The organism is Varunaivibrio sulfuroxidans (genome assembly GCF_029318635.1).
Classification (GTDB): domain Bacteria; phylum Pseudomonadota; class Alphaproteobacteria; order Rhodospirillales; family Magnetovibrionaceae; genus Varunaivibrio; species Varunaivibrio sulfuroxidans.
Genome location: NZ_CP119676.1, coordinates 2,470,159 through 2,489,118 on the forward strand (window position 1 = coordinate 2,470,159; position 18,960 = coordinate 2,489,118).

17 protein-coding genes are annotated in these 18,960 nt (G+C 60.0%); 7 read left to right on the top strand and 10 right to left on the bottom strand.

What is annotated here, in order from left to right; genetic code table 11:
- Nucleotides 1-55 precede the first annotated feature (55 nt).
- The 3 genes from P3M64_RS11610 to P3M64_RS11620 all read left to right on the top strand — a co-directional run bounded on the left by P3M64_RS11610 (nt 56) and on the right by P3M64_RS11620 (nt 4,239).
- Nucleotides 56-688, top strand: a complete 633-nt coding sequence (locus P3M64_RS11610; RefSeq protein ID WP_207893124.1) for a class I SAM-dependent methyltransferase — start codon at nt 56-58, stop codon at nt 686-688.
- Between the two features lie 109 nt (nt 689-797).
- Nucleotides 798-2,000 carry a pyridoxal phosphate-dependent aminotransferase gene (locus tag P3M64_RS11615; RefSeq protein WP_132938552.1) on the top strand — a complete coding sequence of 401 codons (1,203 nt, stop codon included), beginning with the start codon at nt 798-800 and terminating at the stop codon, nt 1,998-2,000.
- A gap of 208 nt (nt 2,001-2,208) precedes the next feature.
- Nucleotides 2,209-4,239 carry an elongation factor G gene (locus P3M64_RS11620; protein WP_132938551.1) on the top strand — a complete coding sequence of 677 codons (2,031 nt, stop codon included), beginning with the start codon at nt 2,209-2,211 and terminating at the stop codon, nt 4,237-4,239.
- A 1,076-nt stretch (nt 4,240-5,315) separates the two neighbouring features.
- Here P3M64_RS11620 and P3M64_RS11625 read toward each other — a convergent pair.
- Entirely contained in the window at nt 5,316-5,654 is a 339-nt protein-coding gene (locus P3M64_RS11625) for a hypothetical protein (RefSeq protein WP_132938550.1), read from the bottom strand.
- A 365-nt stretch (nt 5,655-6,019) separates the two neighbouring features.
- On the opposite strand from P3M64_RS11625, the gene P3M64_RS11630 reads away from it, so the two are divergent.
- On the top strand, nt 6,020-6,364 hold the full coding sequence (locus P3M64_RS11630; protein ID WP_132938549.1) for a hypothetical protein: 345 nt from the start codon (nt 6,020-6,022) through the stop codon (nt 6,362-6,364).
- A gap of 367 nt (nt 6,365-6,731) precedes the next feature.
- On the top strand, nt 6,732-7,079 hold the full coding sequence (locus tag P3M64_RS11635) for a TusE/DsrC/DsvC family sulfur relay protein (protein WP_207893123.1): 348 nt from the start codon (nt 6,732-6,734) through the stop codon (nt 7,077-7,079).
- A 449-nt stretch (nt 7,080-7,528) separates the two neighbouring features.
- On the opposite strand, the gene P3M64_RS11640 is transcribed toward P3M64_RS11635, so the two are convergent.
- The 4 genes from P3M64_RS11640 to P3M64_RS11655 all read right to left on the bottom strand — a co-directional run bounded on the left by P3M64_RS11640 (nt 7,529) and on the right by P3M64_RS11655 (nt 9,891).
- The gene (locus P3M64_RS11640; protein ID WP_132938548.1) at nt 7,529-7,876 is read right to left on the bottom strand and encodes a hypothetical protein; all 348 of its coding nucleotides are present in this window, start codon (nt 7,874-7,876) and stop codon (nt 7,529-7,531) included.
- Nucleotides 7,877-7,941: 65 nt separating this feature from the next.
- Nucleotides 7,942-8,379, bottom strand: a complete 438-nt coding sequence (gene trxC / locus P3M64_RS11645; RefSeq protein ID WP_132938547.1) for a thioredoxin TrxC — start codon at nt 8,377-8,379, stop codon at nt 7,942-7,944.
- Between the two features lie 76 nt (nt 8,380-8,455).
- On the bottom strand, nt 8,456-9,265 hold the full coding sequence (locus P3M64_RS11650; protein WP_132938546.1) for an ABC transporter permease: 810 nt from the start codon (nt 9,263-9,265) through the stop codon (nt 8,456-8,458).
- Nucleotides 9,262-9,891, bottom strand: a complete 630-nt coding sequence (locus tag P3M64_RS11655; RefSeq protein WP_132938545.1) for an ABC transporter ATP-binding protein — start codon at nt 9,889-9,891, stop codon at nt 9,262-9,264. Before P3M64_RS11655 ends, P3M64_RS11650 begins: the two co-directional genes overlap by 4 nt.
- Nucleotides 9,892-10,122: 231 nt before the next feature.
- Here P3M64_RS11655 and P3M64_RS11660 point away from each other — a divergent pair, with 231 nt between their 5' ends.
- Together P3M64_RS11660 and P3M64_RS11665 are read left to right on the top strand one after the other, a co-directional pair.
- The gene (locus tag P3M64_RS11660; RefSeq protein ID WP_243644734.1) at nt 10,123-12,888 is read left to right on the top strand and encodes an ATP-dependent DNA helicase; all 2,766 of its coding nucleotides are present in this window, start codon (nt 10,123-10,125) and stop codon (nt 12,886-12,888) included.
- 129 nt (nt 12,889-13,017) lie between these two features.
- Nucleotides 13,018-13,428, top strand: coding sequence for a tellurite resistance TerB family protein (locus P3M64_RS11665; protein WP_132938543.1), 411 nt, complete (start codon nt 13,018-13,020; stop codon nt 13,426-13,428).
- 37 nt (nt 13,429-13,465) lie between these two features.
- Here the strand turns inward: P3M64_RS11665 and P3M64_RS11670 are convergent, their stop codons facing one another.
- The 5 genes from P3M64_RS11670 to P3M64_RS11690 all read right to left on the bottom strand — a co-directional run bounded on the left by P3M64_RS11670 (nt 13,466) and on the right by P3M64_RS11690 (nt 18,911).
- Nucleotides 13,466-14,050, bottom strand: coding sequence for an HPP family protein (locus tag P3M64_RS11670; protein WP_207893122.1), 585 nt, complete (start codon nt 14,048-14,050; stop codon nt 13,466-13,468).
- A 159-nt stretch (nt 14,051-14,209) separates the two neighbouring features.
- Entirely contained in the window at nt 14,210-14,821 is a 612-nt protein-coding gene (locus P3M64_RS11675) for a TetR/AcrR family transcriptional regulator (RefSeq protein ID WP_165886264.1), read from the bottom strand.
- A gap of 234 nt (nt 14,822-15,055) precedes the next feature.
- Nucleotides 15,056-16,726 carry a chaperonin GroEL gene (groL, locus tag P3M64_RS11680; RefSeq protein WP_132938541.1) on the bottom strand — a complete coding sequence of 557 codons (1,671 nt, stop codon included), beginning with the start codon at nt 16,724-16,726 and terminating at the stop codon, nt 15,056-15,058.
- Between the two features lie 57 nt (nt 16,727-16,783).
- Complete coding sequence (groES, locus tag P3M64_RS11685) at nt 16,784-17,086, bottom strand: co-chaperone GroES (protein ID WP_132938540.1); 303 nt, start codon at nt 17,084-17,086, stop codon at nt 16,784-16,786.
- 160 nt (nt 17,087-17,246) lie between these two features.
- Complete coding sequence (locus P3M64_RS11690) at nt 17,247-18,911, bottom strand: ArnT family glycosyltransferase (protein WP_165886263.1); 1,665 nt, start codon at nt 18,909-18,911, stop codon at nt 17,247-17,249.
- Nucleotides 18,912-18,960: the final 49 nt, after the last annotated feature.

Consider the following 18,960-nt stretch of genomic DNA (forward strand, 5'->3'; position numbering starts at 1 on the left):
TTTTATAAAGCTTCAAAGACTCCATAGCCAGTACTGCGATGTGCTATGGTGGGCCATGGACGACGAACTTGAACCGGTAAAGGCCTTTTTTCCCGCCACGGCGATGCCCGACGCCGATTGGTGGAACGCCCTGTGGCCCGATCCGCAAGCCGTGGTGCGCGCCCTGGGTGTGGAATCGGGGATGCGCGTCCTCGACCTGTGTTGCGGTGACGGCCACTTCACGGCGGCGCTGGCCGCCGTTGTGGGGCCGCTGGGGCGCGTCTGGGGCGCCGATCTCGACGACGATCTTTTGGACGCGGCGCGCTTGCGGATCGAAAAAAGTGGGGCCGCGGGTTGGGTCGATTGGCGGGTGATGGACGCCTGCGATTTAAAGGATATTGCCGAGGCGCCGCTTGACGCGGTTTTCTTGGCCAACACCTTTCACGGTGTGCCGGACAAGGGAGGGCTGGCGCGCGCCGTCCGGGAGGTGCTCGGGGCGGATGGGGCGTTCATTATCGTCAATTGGCATAAAAAAGAGCGCGAGGAAACGCCGGTCCTCGGCCAACCGCGAGGCCCCCGAGGGGAACTGCGCATGACGCCCGAGCAGACCGTGGGCGTCGTCCTGCCCCAGGGATTTACCCTGCACGGAGTCGTCGATGTCGGGCCGTATCATTACGGGGCGGTGTTCACCAAGCTCCGAGGTCTTTGAAATTCCCGGGAAAGCGGATCGCGCGGGGCGCCACTTCGCTGTTGCGCGTCTTGCGTTCAAAGAGTAGCTTTCCGTCGTCCTGTCAACACCAGCCCAGTAGGTTTCCATTATGGCGTTTATAGCTTCGCGGTTGAGCCGTATCAAACCGTCTCCAACCATTGCCGTTTCCACCAAGGCCGCCGAATTGAAGGCCGCCGGTCGCGATGTCATCGGTCTGGGTGCGGGCGAGCCGGATTTCGATACGCCCGACCACATCAAGCAGGCGGCCAAGGCGGCGATCGACGCGGGGCAGACCAAGTACACCCCGGTCGCCGGAACGATCGAACTGCGCCGGGCGATTTGCGCCAAGCTCAAGCGCGACAACGACCTCGATTACACGCCCGATCAGATCAGTGTGGGTTGCGGCGGCAAGCAAACCATCTACAACGCCTTGATGGCGACCTTAAACCCCGGTGACGAGGTCCTTATTCCGGCCCCCTATTGGGTATCCTACCCGGACATCACGTTGCTCGCCGAAGGGACGCCGGTAATTGTCGATTGTCCGGCTGAGGATGGGTTTAAGCTAACGCCTGAAGTCCTGGAAAAGGCGATTACGCCGAAGACCAAGTGGGTGATCTTGAATTCGCCGTCGAACCCGACCGGCGCCGCCTATTCGCGCGCCGAAATGAAGGCGCTATGCGCCGTCCTGCTGGACCATCCCCAGGTTTGGGTGATGAGCGACGATATTTATGAGTTCATCGTTTATGACGATTTCGAGTTCGTCACGCCGGCCCAGGTCGAACCGCGTTTGTATGACCGCACCTTAACCTTGAACGGGGTTTCCAAGGCCTATTGCATGACCGGTTGGCGCTTGGGCTACGCCGCCGGCGCGGTGGCGTTGATCAAGGCGATGAACAAGGTCCAGTCGCAATCGACGACGCACACTTCGTCGATTTCCCAGGCCGCCGCAATTGCGGCGCTGGACGGCGACCATGACTTTATCGCCCGCAACAACGCCCAGTTCAAGGAACGCCGCGATCTGGTTGTCGAGATGCTGAATGCCGCCGAGGGCCTGTCGTGCCCGACGCCCGAGGGCGCTTTTTACGTTTATCCGTCATGCGCCGGGGTGATCGGCAAGAAAACGGCGGACGGAAAGGTCATCGAAAGCGATGAAGATTTCGTCACCTATCTGCTCGAGAGCGAAGGCGTCGCCGCAGTGCACGGGGCGGCGTTTGGCTTGTCGCCGCATTTCAGGGTGTCTTACGCCACTGCGACGGATATCTTGCGCGAGGCATGCACCCGCATCCAACGGGCTTGCGCCGCACTGCGCTGACGACGGATAATTTTTCTCCGCGGAAAATGAAAATAAAGAGGCGCCGCAAAGGAGCCTCTTTATTTGGCGAAAGCCTTGGATTCGCTCCCTCGCTGGCGTAGGCTTCAGGGAAAGGCGGGCGCGTGGTCCGCCGGTTCTCTTGAAGTGACGTCCGGGGCGCCGGACCCTGTGGTGCGTGACCGCCCGGACGCAGGGAAAGGAGGCAGGCATGAGCGACAAAACGTCTCGTGCGCCCCGCTGCGCGGCTCTGATTGGCCCCTACCTCAGCGGCAAGACGACCCTCTTGGAAAGTTTGTTGCATAGCGCGGGAATCGTCCACCGTAAGGGGTCGGTGCGCGACGGCACGGCGCTCGGCGACACGTTCGCCGAAGCGCGCAAGCGCCAGATGTCCACCGAAGTGAATATCGCGCAGGGCGTATTTCTCGGCGACGCGTGGACCTTTATCGACTGCCCGGGTTCGATCGAACTGGTGCAGGCCGGACGCGACGCCTTGCGGGTGGCCGACATCGCCGTTGTCGTCACCGAGGCGGATCCTGAAAAAGCGCTGATGTTGGCGCCGTACCTGCACATGCTCGACGAAATGGACTTGCCGCATATCCTGTTCTTCAACAAGATCGATAACAACTACAACGGCATTAAGGCCATGTTCGAGGCGGTGCAGGATATCAGCGTCCGTCCGCCGGTGCTGCGTGAAATTCCGATTCGCCAGGGCGACGCCGTCGCCGGCTACGTCGATCTGGTCAGCGAACGCGCGTTTAAATGGCGCGACGGCGCGCCGTCGGATTTGATCTCGATGCCCACCATCGTGGCGGCGCGTGAGGAGAGCGCCCGCGAGGAAATGCTGGAAACCCTGGCCGACTTCGACGACGCCCTGCTGACGGAACTTCTGGAGGACGTCACCCCGTCTCCGGCGGAGATTTACGATAATCTGGCGCGCGATTTGGCCCGGGACGTTGTCGTTCCGGTTTTTTTTGGTTCGGGCGAGCACGACCATGGGGTCAAGCGCCTACTAAAGGCCTTGCGTCACGAAACGCCGGAACCGGATGTTCGGGCGCGGCGCTTGAATGTTTCCGAAGCCGCGAACGCCACGCCCTTGGTTCAGGTTTTTAAAACCGTCCATTCCGGCCAAGGCGGTAAGGTGTCGATGGCGCGGGTCTGGCGCGGCGAAATCCTGGACGGGGCGAGCTTAGGGGGGGATCGGATCAGCGGGGTGTGGTCGGTGATGGGCGCGAAAATGCTCAAGAAAGACGGGCCGGCCGTCGTTGGCGACGTGGTCGGATTGGGTCGGCTTGAGGGGGCGCGTACCGGGGATATTTTGACGTCCTCGGGGGGCATGGCGCAGACGGACGCTCTTTCACCATTGGAGCCGGTCTACGCCCTGGCGCTACGCCCGGCCAATCCTGGGGACGATGTCAAATTGACCGCGGCGTTGGGCCTATTGTGCGCCGAAGACGCGGCGCTGCGGGTCGTCGCCGAGGCGTCAACGGGAGAATTGCTCCTTCAGGGTCAAGGGGACGTCCATTTGGCGATTGCATTGGATACGCTTGGCGATCGTTTCGGTCTCAAGATTGAGGCGACGCGGCCCAGGGTGCCCTATAAGGAAACCGTGCGCAAAAGCGTTACCCGACACGCCCGCCACCGCAAACAGAGCGGCGGGCACGGTGAGTTCGGTGATATCACGGTGGAAATCGCGCCCCTGCCCCGTGGTGGAGGGTTCGCGTTCGACGAACGGATCAGCGGAGGTCGTGTGCCTAAAAAATACATTCCCGCCGTGGAAAACGGCGTTATCGAGGCCTTGCGTAAGGGGCCATTGGGCTTTCCCGTGGTCGATTTGTCTGTGGTTTTGGTGGATGGGCAGCATCACGAGGTCGATAGCTCGGACATGGCGTTTCGCAAGGCGGCGGGGCTGGCTCTGCGCGAAGGCCTGAACGCCTGCGACCCGGTTCTGTTGGAGCCGATTTGCCGAGTCGTGATCGCCGCGCCCAGTCGTTATTCGTCCAACGTGCAGCGCGTCGTTAGCGCCCGGCGTGGGCAAATTCTCAGTTTTAATGCGCGTGAGAGCTGGAGCGGTTGGGATGAAATCGAGGCCTATATCCCACAGGCAAACCTTGACGATCTGATTGTTGACGTGCGTTCGCAAACCGTTGGCGTGGGGACATTGCGCCAGAAATTCGACCACCATCAGGAATTGGTCGGACGCTTGGCCGATGAGGCCTGTCAGGAGCAGGGGCGGGCCTAAAAAAAAGCCGGGCCCAAGGCCCGGCGAAGTCAAAAGGGAGGTCTCACGTCTGGGAGACGCAAAAATCCTGATACGAGGGTCCGTGTCCAAAGGGGGGGAGAAGGACGGGAACACCTCATTGCTGCGTGGCAATATCAAGACGTCCTAATATAAGAAAAAACTGAAATATGTCCAGAAAAAAATTAGGACATTGGAATTGATTGCCGTAAAGGGCTTCCGCGCAGTATGGCGTAGGGTGTATCGGCATGAACGGCTGCCGGGCATGCCATCTCTGGGGAAATTGAGGTGTACGGAGCGGAGAAAAAAAAGGCCGGGCACGAATGCCCGGCGAGTTTAACAGGGAGGCTTCACGTCTAGGAGACGTCGGACCCGTTCAACCCCAGGGAGGAGGAAGGGAACAGGCCCGTGTCGGGCTTGCGCCCGAGGGGTGATGTTGCAATGCAACATCGACAAGAGGGACTATACGTAAATTGACCCTTAGGGGCCAGCCTCTTTGTTGCAGTTCCGTTATGCGTTATGCGCATATCAATAAAAAGTAAAAGAAGAACCGTCATGCGCAATTTTAAGTGTCCCCGTTTGATCGCGAAGTCCTTCGCAAGCGGGCCCGATGCGGCGTGAAATGGGGATGAATAACGCGAAGTTCGATCTGTGGGGGCTTGGGGATGGGGCGCGGGCGGGGGTAAGGCGGCGTCATTCCAAACGCCCATATCGCTCCGAAACGATAACTCTGAGGTTGCGGAAGGCAAAGGTGCAAAAAGATGTCTTCGAGCGCATGATATGCAAATTTTGCATAATTAAACACATTGCACATAATAAAAACGTATAAAATGCCCCTTATTTTTTTGCTGCATTGCAATAAATTATTTTTTTAAGGAACCGTTCTTGGACGCCCCTTATTGGCGCCCATCATCCCTCTATATACGGTTGGGGACGGACACTCACAAGCCGCCCGCAAAGGCGGGCGGCTTGTGAGTCGGGGGGTAAACGAGGCTGGACACAAAGGGGAACTTTCCACGGTCGGGGCGCGTCCCCATTCTGATCCGCCCCACCCCTCGCCAATCACGGAGAGGCGAGACCTAGCCGCGCTGAGGTCTGCTGATTTTCAGGCCGATTTCGGAGAAATAGTGCGCGTGTCCTTTGTGTTCGCTAGAGGTCATTAAGGAGGGGTACGTGCTGGTGCTCGCCACCATGGCGCTTAAGGACTTAGCGTTCGGGTGGATGGCTCCCTGCCTGATTCGCGCAAAATATTGCGCGTGAGTCACGTGCTCGGAAGAGGGCATCAGGGTGCTCTGCCCAGACAAGGCGGCGCCGACGAGGGTGGTATTGTCGCTGGCCAACGCCGGAACGGCGGCAAGAGGCGCGGCGCCGGCGAGGATGGCGATGGTGACAAGGGCGTTTTTTGGGGAGGTTTTCATGATCTCGGTTTCCTTGGGTTGGAGTGAAGGGAAAGCGTCGGAAGGCGCTATAAATTAGATATACATAATATACATGTTAAATATGAATACAGCCTGAACCGAACATAAATCTATTCTGAATATGCCGATCTTATATAAAATTCTTTATTATCAATGAGTTAAATTGTTTTTAGCGGGTGTTTATATTGCATGTGTCCGGGTTGGTGTATAATCGCAAAAAGTGCAAAAATTGAATTTTGCGCCGTACCGGTGGACGCCAATGGAAGCGGGCGCGAGTCGGCATCTGAGGAACGCTATTTGGGAAGTGGAAGGTCTTGTCGGGGCCTTGGGGGTGCGATCCCGACAGTGAAACGGGAGTCACAATCATGACAACAACCGAGATCTATATATGTCGCGAAGGGCAAGCCCTGGAAGATGGTCAAGTGGAGTACAGCGATAGGATCATTTCCCGCGAAGATGCTGAATCGGACGCCTTCATTCGCTGTTCGGCGCACGGTTGGATCAAAAAGATAGCTTACTATAAGGTCAACGATGCGGGCGATTTTCGAATTTTTTACGCTTACACCAACCCCAACGTTCTCCCCGAGGGAAGGCCACAGGCCTCGAAAAACGCCGTGGGTAAGTCGGCACGGGTAAATAAGAAAAAGATCAAGCAAAAGAATACGCTATGGCGGAAGTTGGCCTTTTGGAGCAGGGCGCGGCGGCGCTAAGTTTTTCGTCCGCCCCACGCTCGTGGTTTGCATCTCCTCGATGGGGCCGGCGGCGCGCGTCGTTATAGGGCTAAGGGCGCGCTCTCGCGAGAGAGTGTGTGGGAGGGACGTTTTTCCCAAATGAGATCCGTTTGGATGGGAGCAAAAAAACCATAAAAAATAATAAGATGAAATTGTATATTAGATTTATTTAATTTTAAGTTGCAAATGTGCTGTTAAATCGCCACCTTAGTGATGAAGCTTGCCCTCGCCGTTGGGATGATGGTGTTCGCTCCGCGACGCAGCGAGGGATTTTTGCTTGTGTGAGCCGGCTAATTGAACGGCCGTTGGGTGATGACGTGGATGTTTGTCCCTGGGGGCAAGCATTTTGGACACCCCGGACAATAACGCCAGGGATAAAGAATCCCTGAAGATGGAGGCGATGATGGAATTAAACGTTGATGGTGAAGGATTTCTTGTCAACCGTGATGACTGGTCACCGGAAGTGGCGAAGCAAATCGCCGCGAACGATGGCCGTGAGCTGACGCAAGAGCACATGAATTATATCTTGGAGGCGCGCCGCATATTCGAGGAAAACGCGACGGTGCCGCCGATTCGGAAATTCACCAAAGTCATGGGCGTGGACAAGAAACAGCTGTTCGATACCTTTGAAACGGGCCCTATGAAGTTGATCTGCAAGTGGGGCGGGTTGCCCAAGCCGACGGGGTGTGTGTAAGGCCTTATTTTTCGAGGCGCTGGGATGCAACCCATCCCCCGCCATTGCGCCGCCGCGTTATAAGATCAAAAAGGCGCGCGACCTTCGAGAAAAAAACAACGCCGCCTTTATCACGAAGGCGGCGTTGTGCCGACTTTGGTTTCGCCGTGGGGTATTTCGGGGCCGATTCATTGTCGGCGACCTAGTGGATCGACTCCGACGTTTCGCTCCCGCGAACCATCGGGCCGACCACTATCTATCTTTTTGTTGCAGGTTGATTTCTTCACACATTTGTGTCCAATTGCATCGGACTCAAATGTTAAACTCAAACCACTAGGCGATTTTCACGGAAATTTCATTCTAAAAGCATGAAAATTTTCTGAAAACACCTTGTGTTCCTGTGCGGCAACGCCCCGCCCCGGCGTGAAAACGATGGAACCAGGTAGGGCGAAAGGCCGTTTCCCGGGCGGTTAGTCCTCGGGGGTTCCCCCGTCGCCATTCATGCCGCCGTTTTTGTGCTCCATCTCATTGTCTTGTTCCATGTCCTGTCCCATGCCTTGATCCATCTTAGGCATGTCCGTTTCCTTGGCGTCGCCGTTTGAATCGGAACAGGGTTGGCCTTGCACGCAATCGGACTGTGAATCCATCATGCCATTTTGACCGTCTTCCGTTTTGTTTCCATTTCCCTGATCTTCAGCCATGGCGATGTTGGAGGAGAAAAGAGACGCCCCTCCCGCGTTCATTTTGAGAGGAATTACGCCAAGCAGGGGTACGAGAAAAGCGATCTTAAGAAGGTTGGCCGTATATGTCCGCGCCATGATGAGCATACTCCCGTAATACTCGAGTTTTAGATTCGCAATCCTCATCCCAAATCGAGGGAATATCAAGTGGATTTCGCGATCCACGCCTTCAGGGGGCCGGCGGCCATCGCCCCCGATACACGGGCGTTTTCCCGTCCGTTTTTAAACAGAATCAGGGTTGGAATGCCGCGAATGGCGTAATCACCGGCAAGCTTTTGTTCCTCGTCGGTGTTGACCTTGAGGAAGCGCACGGCGGGCTCCAATTCGGCGGCGACTTGCTTGAATACCGGATCCATGGCTTTGCAGGGGCCGCACCACGCCGCCCAAAAATCGACGACGACGGGAATTTTTGTCTTGGCGATGTGAACTTTGAAGTCTGCCCCGGAAACCATGATCGGCTTGGCGCGATAGAGTTTCGCGCCGCAAACGCCGCACTTGGCCATCGCGGCGGGCTTATCCGCCGGAACGCGGTTCGCCTGCGTGCACTCGGGGCATACGATTTGATAAAGGGGCGCGGACATGGATGGGCCTTTTCGTCGGGGTGTCAGAGGATCGTTCGAAAAAAATATAGCCTACGCAAGGCGCATGGCAAGGGGGCTACCGGGACGAACGCATCCGGTCCAGGCGTAGACGGTGGCGGCCGTCGCTTAGTCGGCGCACCGCCAGGGCGACGGCGCCCAAGACTCCAAGGCTGGTCGATCCGGCGAGCAGGAACATGATTAAAATCTGATACTTGACCGCCTCGCCTGGATCGACGCCGGCTAGAATTTGACCGGTCATCATGCCGGGCAGTGAAATAATTCCCGCCGCCGACATGGCGTTGACGATCGGCATCATGCCTGCGCGCGCCGCGTCGCGGACCAGGGCCGACAAGGCGAGATAACGGCTGTGGCCCAGCGTGAGGCGGGCCTCGATGGCGTCTTTTTCGCGCAGGGCGGTGCTAAGCAAGCGTTCCAGGGCGATCGAGATGGCGTTCAGGGTGTTGCCCAAGATCATGCCCAGCAGCGGCAGGGCGAAGCGGGGGTCGAACCAGGGGTCGGGGCGGATGGCGCTGAGCAGGGCGACGGTCGTGACGATGGTCGCTGCGGTCATCATCGACGAGGTCCCGATGACGTAGGCCCACGGTCCGGTAAATCTATGGTGCTGACGCGCGACGATTTCCCGCCCGGCAAGCAAGATCATCACCAATGCCGCCGCCGTCGTCCACAACGGCGACACCAGGGAGAAGAGGATTTTCAGAACCATCCCGATCAGCGTCAGTTGCACTGCGGCGCGTATGGCGGCGATCGCCAGATTGCGCGCGATGTTCAGCCTTAAGATAACCGACAATCCGCCGGCTAAAACCAACAGCCCCGAGGCTATCGCCAGATCGACGTAACTCAATGCGATATAGGGGGCGGAGGTCATTGCGGGGCCTCCGAAGGCGGATGTTGCTTCGTTCCGCCGCGCAGGCCGCGATGATCGACGGTCAATGTTCGGGTGGCGAAGCGCCGGGCCTGCGCTTTGTCGTGGGTGACGCAAACGATGGCGTTTCCAGCGGCGGCGTACGCCTTCAAAACCGCCTCCACCCTTAACGTCGCGCCATGGTCAAGCCCGGAGGTCGGCTCGTCGAGCAGGAGGACGTCGGGGGTGTTCACCAACAGGCGCGCGAGGGCAAGGCGTTGACGTTCGCCGCTTGACAATCGCCCGACATCCCAATTGAGGGCGGATGTTTCAAGGCCGAGCTGTTCGAACAAGATTTTCGCCGCGCTCCGGGTGTCGGTGGGGAAATGCGCGCCCACGGTCGGCTCCCACCAGCCGGATTGGGCGGCCAGATAGCCTACCCGTCGCCGCCAAATGGGGGCGTCGAGGGTCTCCCTGGAAACATTGTCGAGGTGGACCTCGCCGCTGTTGGGATCGAGATCGGCGATGGCGCGCAGCAAAAGAGACTTGCCGATACCGGAAGGCCCCATCAGAACCACGCGTTCCCCCGGGGAAACGTCGAGATCGAAGGGGCCATAGCCCAGGTGGGTGATGAGGTGCGCGCGTAACATCACTTTGCATTAGCACTGCTTTTCGGGGCGGCAAAGCAAAACCGCGTGCAAGAGGCGAACATATTTGCGCCGCGGGCGTATCGTGAGCATGGCGCGCGGCGGCGGGCGCGTTATACTCGGCCCATGAATTCGCCCGTGCCGCCATCCGCAACGCCGCCCGAAAGTTCGTCCGCGAGACGATCGCAAGGCGACTCCGACCCACGTCGGTTCGCCGATGTTTTTCCCGCGGGGATGCGCGCTCTTGTCGTCGGTGTGCGTGGCGCGGTCATGGTGGATGTTCATGGCGAGGTGCGTAGCCTTTCCTCGGCCCAAGCGCGCCGGACGCTGTCCTCCGGCATAGGGGGGAAACGACCCCATGGGCCGGTTCTTGTTTGCCATGGCCGGGCGACGGCGAAACGGCTCGATCTCGAGACGATCCATGTGTTGGATGTTTTGGAGCTGTTCGCCTTCGTGCGGCCCGCTCGCTTTTGCCTGCCTACCGCGCGGGGTGTCGCTCAGGAACTGGACCTGCCGATCCCCGCGACGATGGCGCGCGAGGCCGAAAGTCTTCTCGGGTCGGCGGCGGCGCTGCTGGGGCAATTGGCCGAAGACGCCCCGCTGCTGGGCCGCGATCTCGCCCCGACGGCGTGGGCGATGAAGCAGGGCGGTTGGCCGTGGGCCGATTATGTCCTGGCGGCGTTGGGCGTGGATCCCGGTCGGGATACCCCGCACACGCGCAATCTTCTCGAAGGGTTCAGGGTCTGGAACAAGCTGAAGGAGTGGGAGGAACGCCCCCCCGAGGGTCCCCCCGGTCATGACGGCGTCGCGCCGGACGAGGCGCGGGCGCGGCTGGATTTTCTTCTGGGGGCGGGCGGTAAGGCGGAGCGCCGCCGGCAGCAATCCGATTACAGCGCCGGGGCCGCCGAAGCCTTCACCCCGATGGCGGCGGAGGGGCGTCCCCACTTTATCCTCGCCGAGGCGGGCACAGGCATCGGCAAGACCCTGGGCTATATCGCCCCGGCCAGCGTGTGGGCGGAAAAAAACGCCGCCCCGGTATGGATCAGCACCTTCACTCGCAATTTGCAACGCCAGCTCGACGGCGAACTGGATCGTCTTTACCCCGATCCCGACGAAAAAAACCGCCACGTCGTGGTGCGCAAGGGCCGCGAAAACTATTTCTGCCTGCTCAATTTCGAAGAGGCGCTCGCCCGCCTGCCCGCCCGTCCACAGGACGCGGTGGCGTTGGGTTTGATGGCGCGCTGGGCGCAATTCACCCGAGACGGCGACATGATCGGCGGCGATTTCCCCGCTTGGTTGGGCGACCTCCTGGGCCGTGCGATGACCTGGGATATGACCGATACCCGGGGGGAATGCGTATATTCGGCGTGCGCGCACTATAAACGCTGCTTTATCGAACATTCCCAACGCCGCGCACGTCAAGCCCGGTTGGTGATCGCCAATCACGCCCTGGTTCTGGCTCACGCCGCGATGATGGAGGCGACGGGCGGGGCACAGCGTGACCCGTCGGCGCCGACGCGCTATGTGTTCGACGAGGGACATCATCTTTTCTCCGCCGCCGACAGCGCTTTTTCGGCGCAGCTTTCGGGACGCGAAGGGGGCGACCTGCGGCGCTGGATACTGGGTGCGGAAGAAGGCGCCAGATCGCGCTCGCGAGGCCTCAAGGCGCGCCTTGAGGACCTCATCGGCGATGACGGCAAGGTTCAGGATTTGATCGTCGATATTCGCAAAGCGGCCCATGCGCTCCCTGGGGTGGGATGGCTCCAGCGTCTTTCCGGGGGGCAGCCCTACGGTCCCGCGGAAACCTTTTTGCTCTGCGTGCGCGATCAGGTCTATGCCCGCTGCGCGCACAAGCGCGCCGGCGGCTATTCGCTGGAAACGCCGACACGCCCCCCGGTCGATGGCCTGTTCGAGGCGGCGCGGGATCTGGACGACGCCTTGCGCGCCCTGGCCCAACCCCTGGGCGCGCTGGCGGCATGTCTGGCGGACAAACTCGACGACGAGGCCGATGAACTCGACAGCGCCCAGCGGGCGCGTATCGAAGGGGTGATCCTCAGTCTGCAGCGACGCGCCCTGATCCCCGTAAAGGCGTGGCGGGCCATGCTCGACAGTTTACGGCAGGGCGAAACGCCGGCCGAATTCGTCGATTGGCTGAGTGCGGAGCGCCTTGGCGGACGGGATGTCGATTTTTCCCTGCACCGTCATTGGGTTGATCCGATGGCGCCGTTCGCCGAGGTCATGGAAGCCTCCGCCCATGGCGTCCTGGTGACGTCGGCGACGCTGCGCGATGCGCCGGATAGTGAAAACGCGGGCTGGCTCGCGGCGGACCGGCGGACCGGCGCGCGGCATATCCCCGGTGACGTCGTGCGCTTCGCCCATGCCTCGCCGTTCGATTATGCCCAGGCGAGCCGGGTTGTCGTCGTCACCGACGTCAACAAAAACAGCGCCGATCAAGTCGCCGCGGCCTATCGGGAACTGCTCCTGGCGGCGGGAGGCGGCGCTTTGGGCCTGTTCACGGCGATCAACCGCTTGCGTACGGTGTACGCGCGCATCGCCCCGGCGCTGGATGACGCGGGCCTTGCGCTGTACGCCCAACATATCGACCCCCTGGACACCGGGACGCTGATCGACATCTTTCGCGCCGAACCGAATTCATGTCTGTTCGGCACCGACGCGGTGCGTGATGGGATCGATGTCCCGGGCAGCTCCTTGCGCCTAATCGTATTCGATCGCGTGCCCTGGCCGCGCCCGGACATTTTACACAAGGCGCGTCGCCAGGCCTTCGGGATGGGGGCTTACGACGACATGCTGACACGCTTGAAATTGAAGCAGGCTTTCGGACGATTGGTGCGTCAACAAGGCGACCGGGGCGTTTTCATCATGCTCGACGGGGCCTTGCCCACGCGCCTGACGACGGCCTTTCCCGAAGGGGTCGAGGTGTTGCGATGCGGCTTGAAAGACGCCATCGCCGAGGTTCGGGGGTTTCTAAGCGCGCCGTGATCGCGCGCGGGGACATGCATAACGACATTTCTGGAGTGCCGGGCGCAGAAATGCTAAGTTCTGGATGTGGGGCGCGACGAGGTTCGCGCCGCCATGCGTTTTTTCCGCAAACGGTAACGAGGAGCCATTATGACAGGTATTTCGCATCACGCGGCTTTGATCTACGCCATGGTCTTGGCTTCGGCGGCGGATCGGGAGATGACCGACGCCGAGTTGAAGCGTATCGGCTCGATCGTGGAAACGGTGCCGGTCTTTTATGATTATCCCGCCGAGGCGCTGCCCAGTACGGCGGCGTCGTGCGCCGACCTGCTCGATGATGAAAACGGTCTCGATATGGCGTTGGACCTGATCGAAGGAGCGTTGCCGCCGAAATTGCGCGATACCGCCTACGCCCTGGCGTGCGATATCGTCGCCGCTGATGGTGAGGCGCATCAGGAAGAATTGCTCTATCTCGAAATGCTGCGCCATCACCTCAACGTCGATCGTCTATCGGCGGCGGCCATCGAGCGGGGCGCGCGGGCGCGGTTCGCGACCTTGTGATCGCGCGCCGGCCCGTTCCCGGTTCCTCGATGGGCTCCTACCAATACGTCGGATAGGGCGCCTTGCGGGTCAGGGTATGGAACGCCAGGGCGATGGCGCTCAAGATAACCGCCCCGGTCAGCGTCGGGTTGAGCAGGAACGGCCAGCTTGCGTGCGTCAGCATAATGATCACCGGGTTGGATCCGGCGGGCGGGTGCACGGTTCGGGTCAGTTGCATGACGGCGATCGCGGTGGCCAAGGCGAGCGCCGCGCTCCACCAGGTTACGCCCAGGACGGAAATAAAAACCAACCCGGTGAACGACGAAAGAACATGCCCGCCGATGACGTTGCGAGGCTGGGAAAAAGGGCTGTCGGGAAACCCGAAGACAAGGACGCACGTCGCGCCGAAAGAGCCGAGCAGCAGGGGGTGCTGCGTCGTTTCGGTCAGGAAAGCCAAAGCGGCGATGGCGATGAGCGCCCCACACCAAACCCGGGCGACATGGATGAGCGATGGCGCGCCTGGGGGGGCGGCGTGACCGCCGCCGATGCGCATGCCCCACCGCCGCAGGGGGGCGCCGGGCGTCTCGGGGCGGGGATCGTTTGTGGGTGACGCGTTCGGTGTATGTGGGGCGTCGTTGGTCATCTCGGCTCCTTTGAAACAAACGGTTGTTTGATAAAAATAGAATGCGTATCAAGGTTTGGGCCAAGGTTCGGGCCAAGGTTTGGGTCGTTTTTTGAATACAACCCATTTTTCGCTCCGGGCGCCGGTTTTCTACCGGCCCTTGTCCACTTCTGCGTGGGGTTAATTTTGCTTGAGGTCCCGGTTTCGGGCCTCCTCGACCTCATTTTCGGGCGTCGGGGGGTGTTTCGATAGCTTCATCATGGCGTCTTGCAATGCGCTCGTATCCTCGAAGACGCGCGACATCATCAAGGCCCCCTGAATTAAGGCGACGGCCTTGCGCCCTTCCGCGCGCGCCGCGCGCGGAGACATGCCGCCTGCCGCGTAAATGTGGGCGTACGCGGTGATCCAACGCTCGAAATAACGGCGAATAAGCGGCCTGAACTCGGGGATGGTGTCTAGGGTTTCAAGGGCGAGATTGCCGATCAGGCAGCCGCCGCGCCGGGCCGTGAAATAAGCCTCGGTCGCCGCCCCCATGCGTGCAAGGCGCGCGGTGGGGGACGCCGTTTCATCCTCGGCTATGGAAAAAATAGTGTCCTTGAAGAGGGTATCGACATGACCCATGGCCTCCTCGGCGAGGTCTTCCTTGCTTGGAAAATAATGGTAAAGGCTGCCGCGCAGAAGACCGCACGCGGCGCTGATGTCGGCCATGGTCGTGCGTTGGTAGCCCTGGCGGCGGAAAAGTTCCAAGGCGCCGGCAATGACCTCTTCCTTATCCGTTTTTTGTATCGGCATGTGCGTTCCTCGTGTCTCTATAACGTATCCTTGATACATACCAAACGATTGTTTGTCAAAATATTTAAAATCATCTCCGCCGGCGTGTCCTGGCGAACGAAACCGCGCGCGACCACGCCACCCGATGAAGGACGACCCCTCATAGAGGGCGTCCCGTGGGGTGAAATAAAAAGGCCCACCTCACTTGAGGTGGGCCTTTTCGATGGCGAAACAGAGCGCCGGATGGAACGGGACTTAGAAGCCCATGCCACCCATACCGCCCATGCCGCCCATACCGCCCATGCCGCCCATGTCGGGCGCGCCAGCGGCGGCGTTGCCGGCGGGTTCGGGTTTGTCGGCGACCATCGCTTCGGTGGTGATCAAGAGGCCGGCGACCGAGGCGGCGTCCTGCAACGCGGTGCGTACGACCTTGACCGGATCGATAATACCGGCCTGGACAAGATCCTTGAACTCACCGCTTTGGGCGTCGAAGCCTTCGGTGGCGGACTTGCTTTCCAGCAGCTTACCGGAAATCACGGCGCCGTCGAAACCGGCGTTTTCGGCGATCTGACGTACCGGGGCCTGAAGGGCCTTGCGCACGATGCCGATGCCGACGTTTTGGTCGCCATTGACGCCCTCGACCTTCTTCAGCGCGTTGACGGCGTACAGAAGCGCGGTGCCGCCACCGGGGACGATGCCTTCTTCGACCGCCGCGCGGGTGGCGTGCAGGGCGTCATCGACACGATCCTTGCGTTCCTTCACTTCGATTTCGGAACCGCCGCCAACATGGATAACGGCGACGCCGCCGGCCAGCTTGGCCAGACGTTCCTGCAGTTTTTCCTTGTCGTAATCGGAGGTGGTTTCCTCGATCTGAGCGCGGATTTGGTTGCACCGCGCGGTGATGTCTTTCTTGGCTCCGGCGCCATCGACGATGGTGGTCGTTTCCTTGGTGATGACGACGCGCTTGGCGGTGCCGAGCATATCCAGGCTGACATTTTCCAACTTAATGCCGAGATCTTCGGAAATTACCTGACCGCTGGTCAGGATCGCGATGTCTTCCATCATCGCCTTGCGCCGATCGCCAAAGCCCGGAGCCTTGATGGCGGCGACTTTGAGTCCGCCACGCAGCTTGTTGACGACCAGGGTCGCCAGGGCTTCGCCCTCGATATCCTCGGCGATGATCAGCAGCGGACGGGTGGATTGCACGACGGCTTCGAGGACCGGCAGCAACGGCTGCAGCGAAGACAACTTGCTTTCATGGATCAAGATGTAAGGGTTTTCCATCTCGCAGGTCATTTTGTCGGCGTTGGTGACAAAATAAGGCGAGGTGTAGCCGCGGTCGAACTGCATGCCTTCGACGACGTCCAGTTCGGTGGTCAGGCCCTTGGCTTCCTCGACGGTGATGACGCCTTCGTTGCCGACTTTTTCCATCGCCTTGGCGATCATCGCGCCGATTTCACTTTCGCCGTTGGCGGAAATGGTGCCGACCTGGGCGACTTCGGCGGATGTCTTGACCTTCTTGGCGCGCTTGAGCACGTCGGCGACGACCGCCTCGACGGCGATGTCGATGCCGCGCTTAAGGTCCATCGGGTTCATGCCCGCGGCGACGGACTTGCAGCCTTCGCGAACGATGGCCTGGGCCAGCACGGTGGCGGTGGTGGTGCCGTCACCGGCTTCGTCGTTGGTGCGCGAGGCGACTTCCTTGACCATCTGCGCGCCCATGTTTTCGAACTTGTCGGTCAGTTCGATTTCCTTGGCGACGGTGACGCCGTCCTTGGTGATGCGCGGTGCGCCGAAGGACTTGTCGAGGACGACGTTGCGGCCTTTGGGCCCCAAGGTCACTTTGACGGCGTTGGCCAGGGTATCGACACCGTTGAGCAGACGGGTGCGGGCGTCAACGCCGAATTTCACTTCTTTAGCAGACATATTTTATCAATCCTTGTGCTGGGTCGAAAATTTCGGAAGAAAGAGAAATAAAAAGGCTTACTTCTTTTTCCCGCTTTCGATGATGCCGAGGAGATCGGATTCTTTCATAATCAACAGTTCGACGCCGTCGATCTTGACTTCGGTTCCGGACCATTTTCCGAACAGAACGCGGTCGCCGGCCTTGACGTCCAGGGGGACGACCTTGCCGTCTTCGTTACGCGCGCCGCTGCCGACAGCGACGATTTCGCCTTCCATCGGCTTTTCCTGGGCGGTGTCGGGAATAATGATCCCGCCTGCCGTCTTTTCTTCTTGTTCCACGCGCTTGACCAGCACGCGATCATGAAGAGGCCTGAATTTCATGGGTATTCCTCCGATAAAGGTTTTTTCTAGGAAAGGGGAAAACACAATTTCCAGCGATTATTAGCACTCGCCCTATGTGAGTGCCAACGATCTAAGGTGATCCCCCCATTCTGTCAAGTGCGCGGAGGATGAATTTTTTACGAAAACGGCCCGGCAAGGCTCATTGCGCCGGCGGCCTGTGTGCGCTATCCCAGACGGCGAGATACTGCCCTCGATAATCTTGAAAATACAATGCGCGGGCGCTGTCCGCGGTTTTTTCGTTGGGATAGGTGATGAGAACGCCGTTGGGGTGCTCGCCCAGCCACTGGGTTGCTTCATCCAGGGTGCGAAATTCACCCATCGGCGTCTTCAAACGGCCAAGAAATTGATACTGGCCGTGATAGTTGCCGACTTGGGCGAAGGGACGCCCGGCGTCCTCCCAAGCCTTAAGCTTGAGGGAGATCGGTTTGAGGTCGTAGGCGGCGTGCAACGCCGGAGCGAGCGCGAGATGCAGAAATACGATCTGGGTCATCGCCAGGCTCGATAGGGCCGCGACCTGCGCGCCGACGCGCCGCCCGCGTCCGCGCCAGGCGAGAAGTGCGCCGCCCGCTAGCGGAAAGACCAACCAATACCCCTCGACAAGATGCAGCCAGGGCGGAATGCCACCCAGATCAAATCGGGCGAGCAAAAGAGCGCCATAGATGGCGATAATCAAAATCGCACTGAGGGCGGCGATGAAAAGCGCGGGGGGGCGGATTGTCCAGTCGATGGCTTTCTTGGTTTGTTCTTGCGCTTGCGCACGGTCCTGATGGCGGACCAGCAAGAAGGCGAACAGCACCATGATCGCCGGAAATTCCGGCAATAGGTAGTGGGGCTGTTTCCCGCTGATTAGGGAAAAGGCGATAAACACCGGAACGATCCACAACAGCAAGAATCGTCCGCCGCCATCACGCCACGCCGCCCGCAACCCGACTTTCGCACGCCAGGATGTCCATCCGCCGACGGCGGCCCATAGGCGGGGCCAAACCGTCCACGGCAATAACAGGACGGGCAGCAGCAGCAGATACCAATAATAAGGACGGCGATGCGCGAAGGATTTGACCATGCGCCCGGCCGACTGTCTCCAGAAGATGGCGTCGGCGTAGGCCGGTCCGCCGACGACGGCGGCGGGGATCGCCCATGACAGGGCGACGGCGAAGCCGATGGCGACGGCGATCAGAATCGACAGGTACCACTTTTTCCAGAACGCCTTATCGCGCCTGGGCGCGATCTCGGGCGCGAAGGACAGGACACGACCCCAGTAAGGGGCGAGCAGGGCGATCGGTAGCAAGTGCAGCAAAATCACCGGCCCCTTGGCTAATGCGCCGAACCCCATGGCGAGTCCGAGAGTGATAAAGGCGGGCCAATGACCACGTCCGCCGCCGGCGCGCCATGCGCCGAGCAGAGCGGAAATCCCCATCAGGGTGAAAAACGTGACCAACATGTCGAACATGGTCATCGACGAGAAAACCGCCCAATAAAACCCGGTCAGAACCATCGGCGGGGCGATGCGCGCGATTAGGGCGTCGGCGTCGCTGGGCCACAATTGGCGAGCGATGCGGTAGGTCATGAACAGATTGGCGAGGCCGAACAGCGGGGCCACGAGGCGTGGGGTGACATCGTTGACGCCGAAGATCGCCCATCCCAAGTGGATCATCCAAAAAAGCAAAGGCGGTTTTTGCGAATACAGTTCACCGTTGAGATGGGGGACCAAAAACGAATGGTCGCGCCACATTTCCCAGGCCACGGTGATGTAGCGGGTTTCATCAATCGGCAGGTAGGGGCGCAGCATGATTCCCGCGGTCATGACCAAAAACCAGAGTAAGATCCACAATTTTGGACCGTCGAGGGGACGA

Bases quoted from the DNA above. Each gene is read 5' to 3' on its own strand.
- P3M64_RS11610 (WP_207893124.1), top strand. From the start codon at position 56: ATGGACGACGAACTTGAACCGGTAAAGGCCTTTTTTCCCGCCACGGCG.
- P3M64_RS11615 (WP_132938552.1), top strand. From the start codon at position 798: ATGGCGTTTATAGCTTCGCGGTTGAGCCGTATCAAACCGTCTCCAACC.
- P3M64_RS11620 (WP_132938551.1), top strand. From the start codon at position 2,209: ATGAGCGACAAAACGTCTCGTGCGCCCCGCTGCGCGGCTCTGATTGGC.
- P3M64_RS11625 (WP_132938550.1), bottom strand. From the start codon at position 5,654: ATGAAAACCTCCCCAAAAAACGCCCTTGTCACCATCGCCATCCTCGCC.
- P3M64_RS11630 (WP_132938549.1), top strand. From the start codon at position 6,020: ATGACAACAACCGAGATCTATATATGTCGCGAAGGGCAAGCCCTGGAA.
- P3M64_RS11640 (WP_132938548.1), bottom strand. From the start codon at position 7,876: ATGGCGCGGACATATACGGCCAACCTTCTTAAGATCGCTTTTCTCGTA.
- trxC (WP_132938547.1), bottom strand. From the start codon at position 8,379: ATGTCCGCGCCCCTTTATCAAATCGTATGCCCCGAGTGCACGCAGGCG.
- P3M64_RS11650 (WP_132938546.1), bottom strand. From the start codon at position 9,265: ATGACCTCCGCCCCCTATATCGCATTGAGTTACGTCGATCTGGCGATA.
- P3M64_RS11655 (WP_132938545.1), bottom strand. From the start codon at position 9,891: ATGTTACGCGCGCACCTCATCACCCACCTGGGCTATGGCCCCTTCGAT.
- P3M64_RS11660 (WP_243644734.1), top strand. From the start codon at position 10,123: ATGCGCGCTCTTGTCGTCGGTGTGCGTGGCGCGGTCATGGTGGATGTT.
- P3M64_RS11665 (WP_132938543.1), top strand. From the start codon at position 13,018: ATGACAGGTATTTCGCATCACGCGGCTTTGATCTACGCCATGGTCTTG.
- P3M64_RS11670 (WP_207893122.1), bottom strand. From the start codon at position 14,050: ATGACCAACGACGCCCCACATACACCGAACGCGTCACCCACAAACGAT.
- P3M64_RS11675 (WP_165886264.1), bottom strand. From the start codon at position 14,821: ATGCCGATACAAAAAACGGATAAGGAAGAGGTCATTGCCGGCGCCTTG.
- groL (WP_132938541.1), bottom strand. From the start codon at position 16,726: ATGTCTGCTAAAGAAGTGAAATTCGGCGTTGACGCCCGCACCCGTCTG.
- groES (WP_132938540.1), bottom strand. From the start codon at position 17,086: ATGAAATTCAGGCCTCTTCATGATCGCGTGCTGGTCAAGCGCGTGGAA.
- P3M64_RS11690 (WP_165886263.1), bottom strand. From the start codon at position 18,911: ATGACCGCGGGAATCATGCTGCGCCCCTACCTGCCGATTGATGAAACC.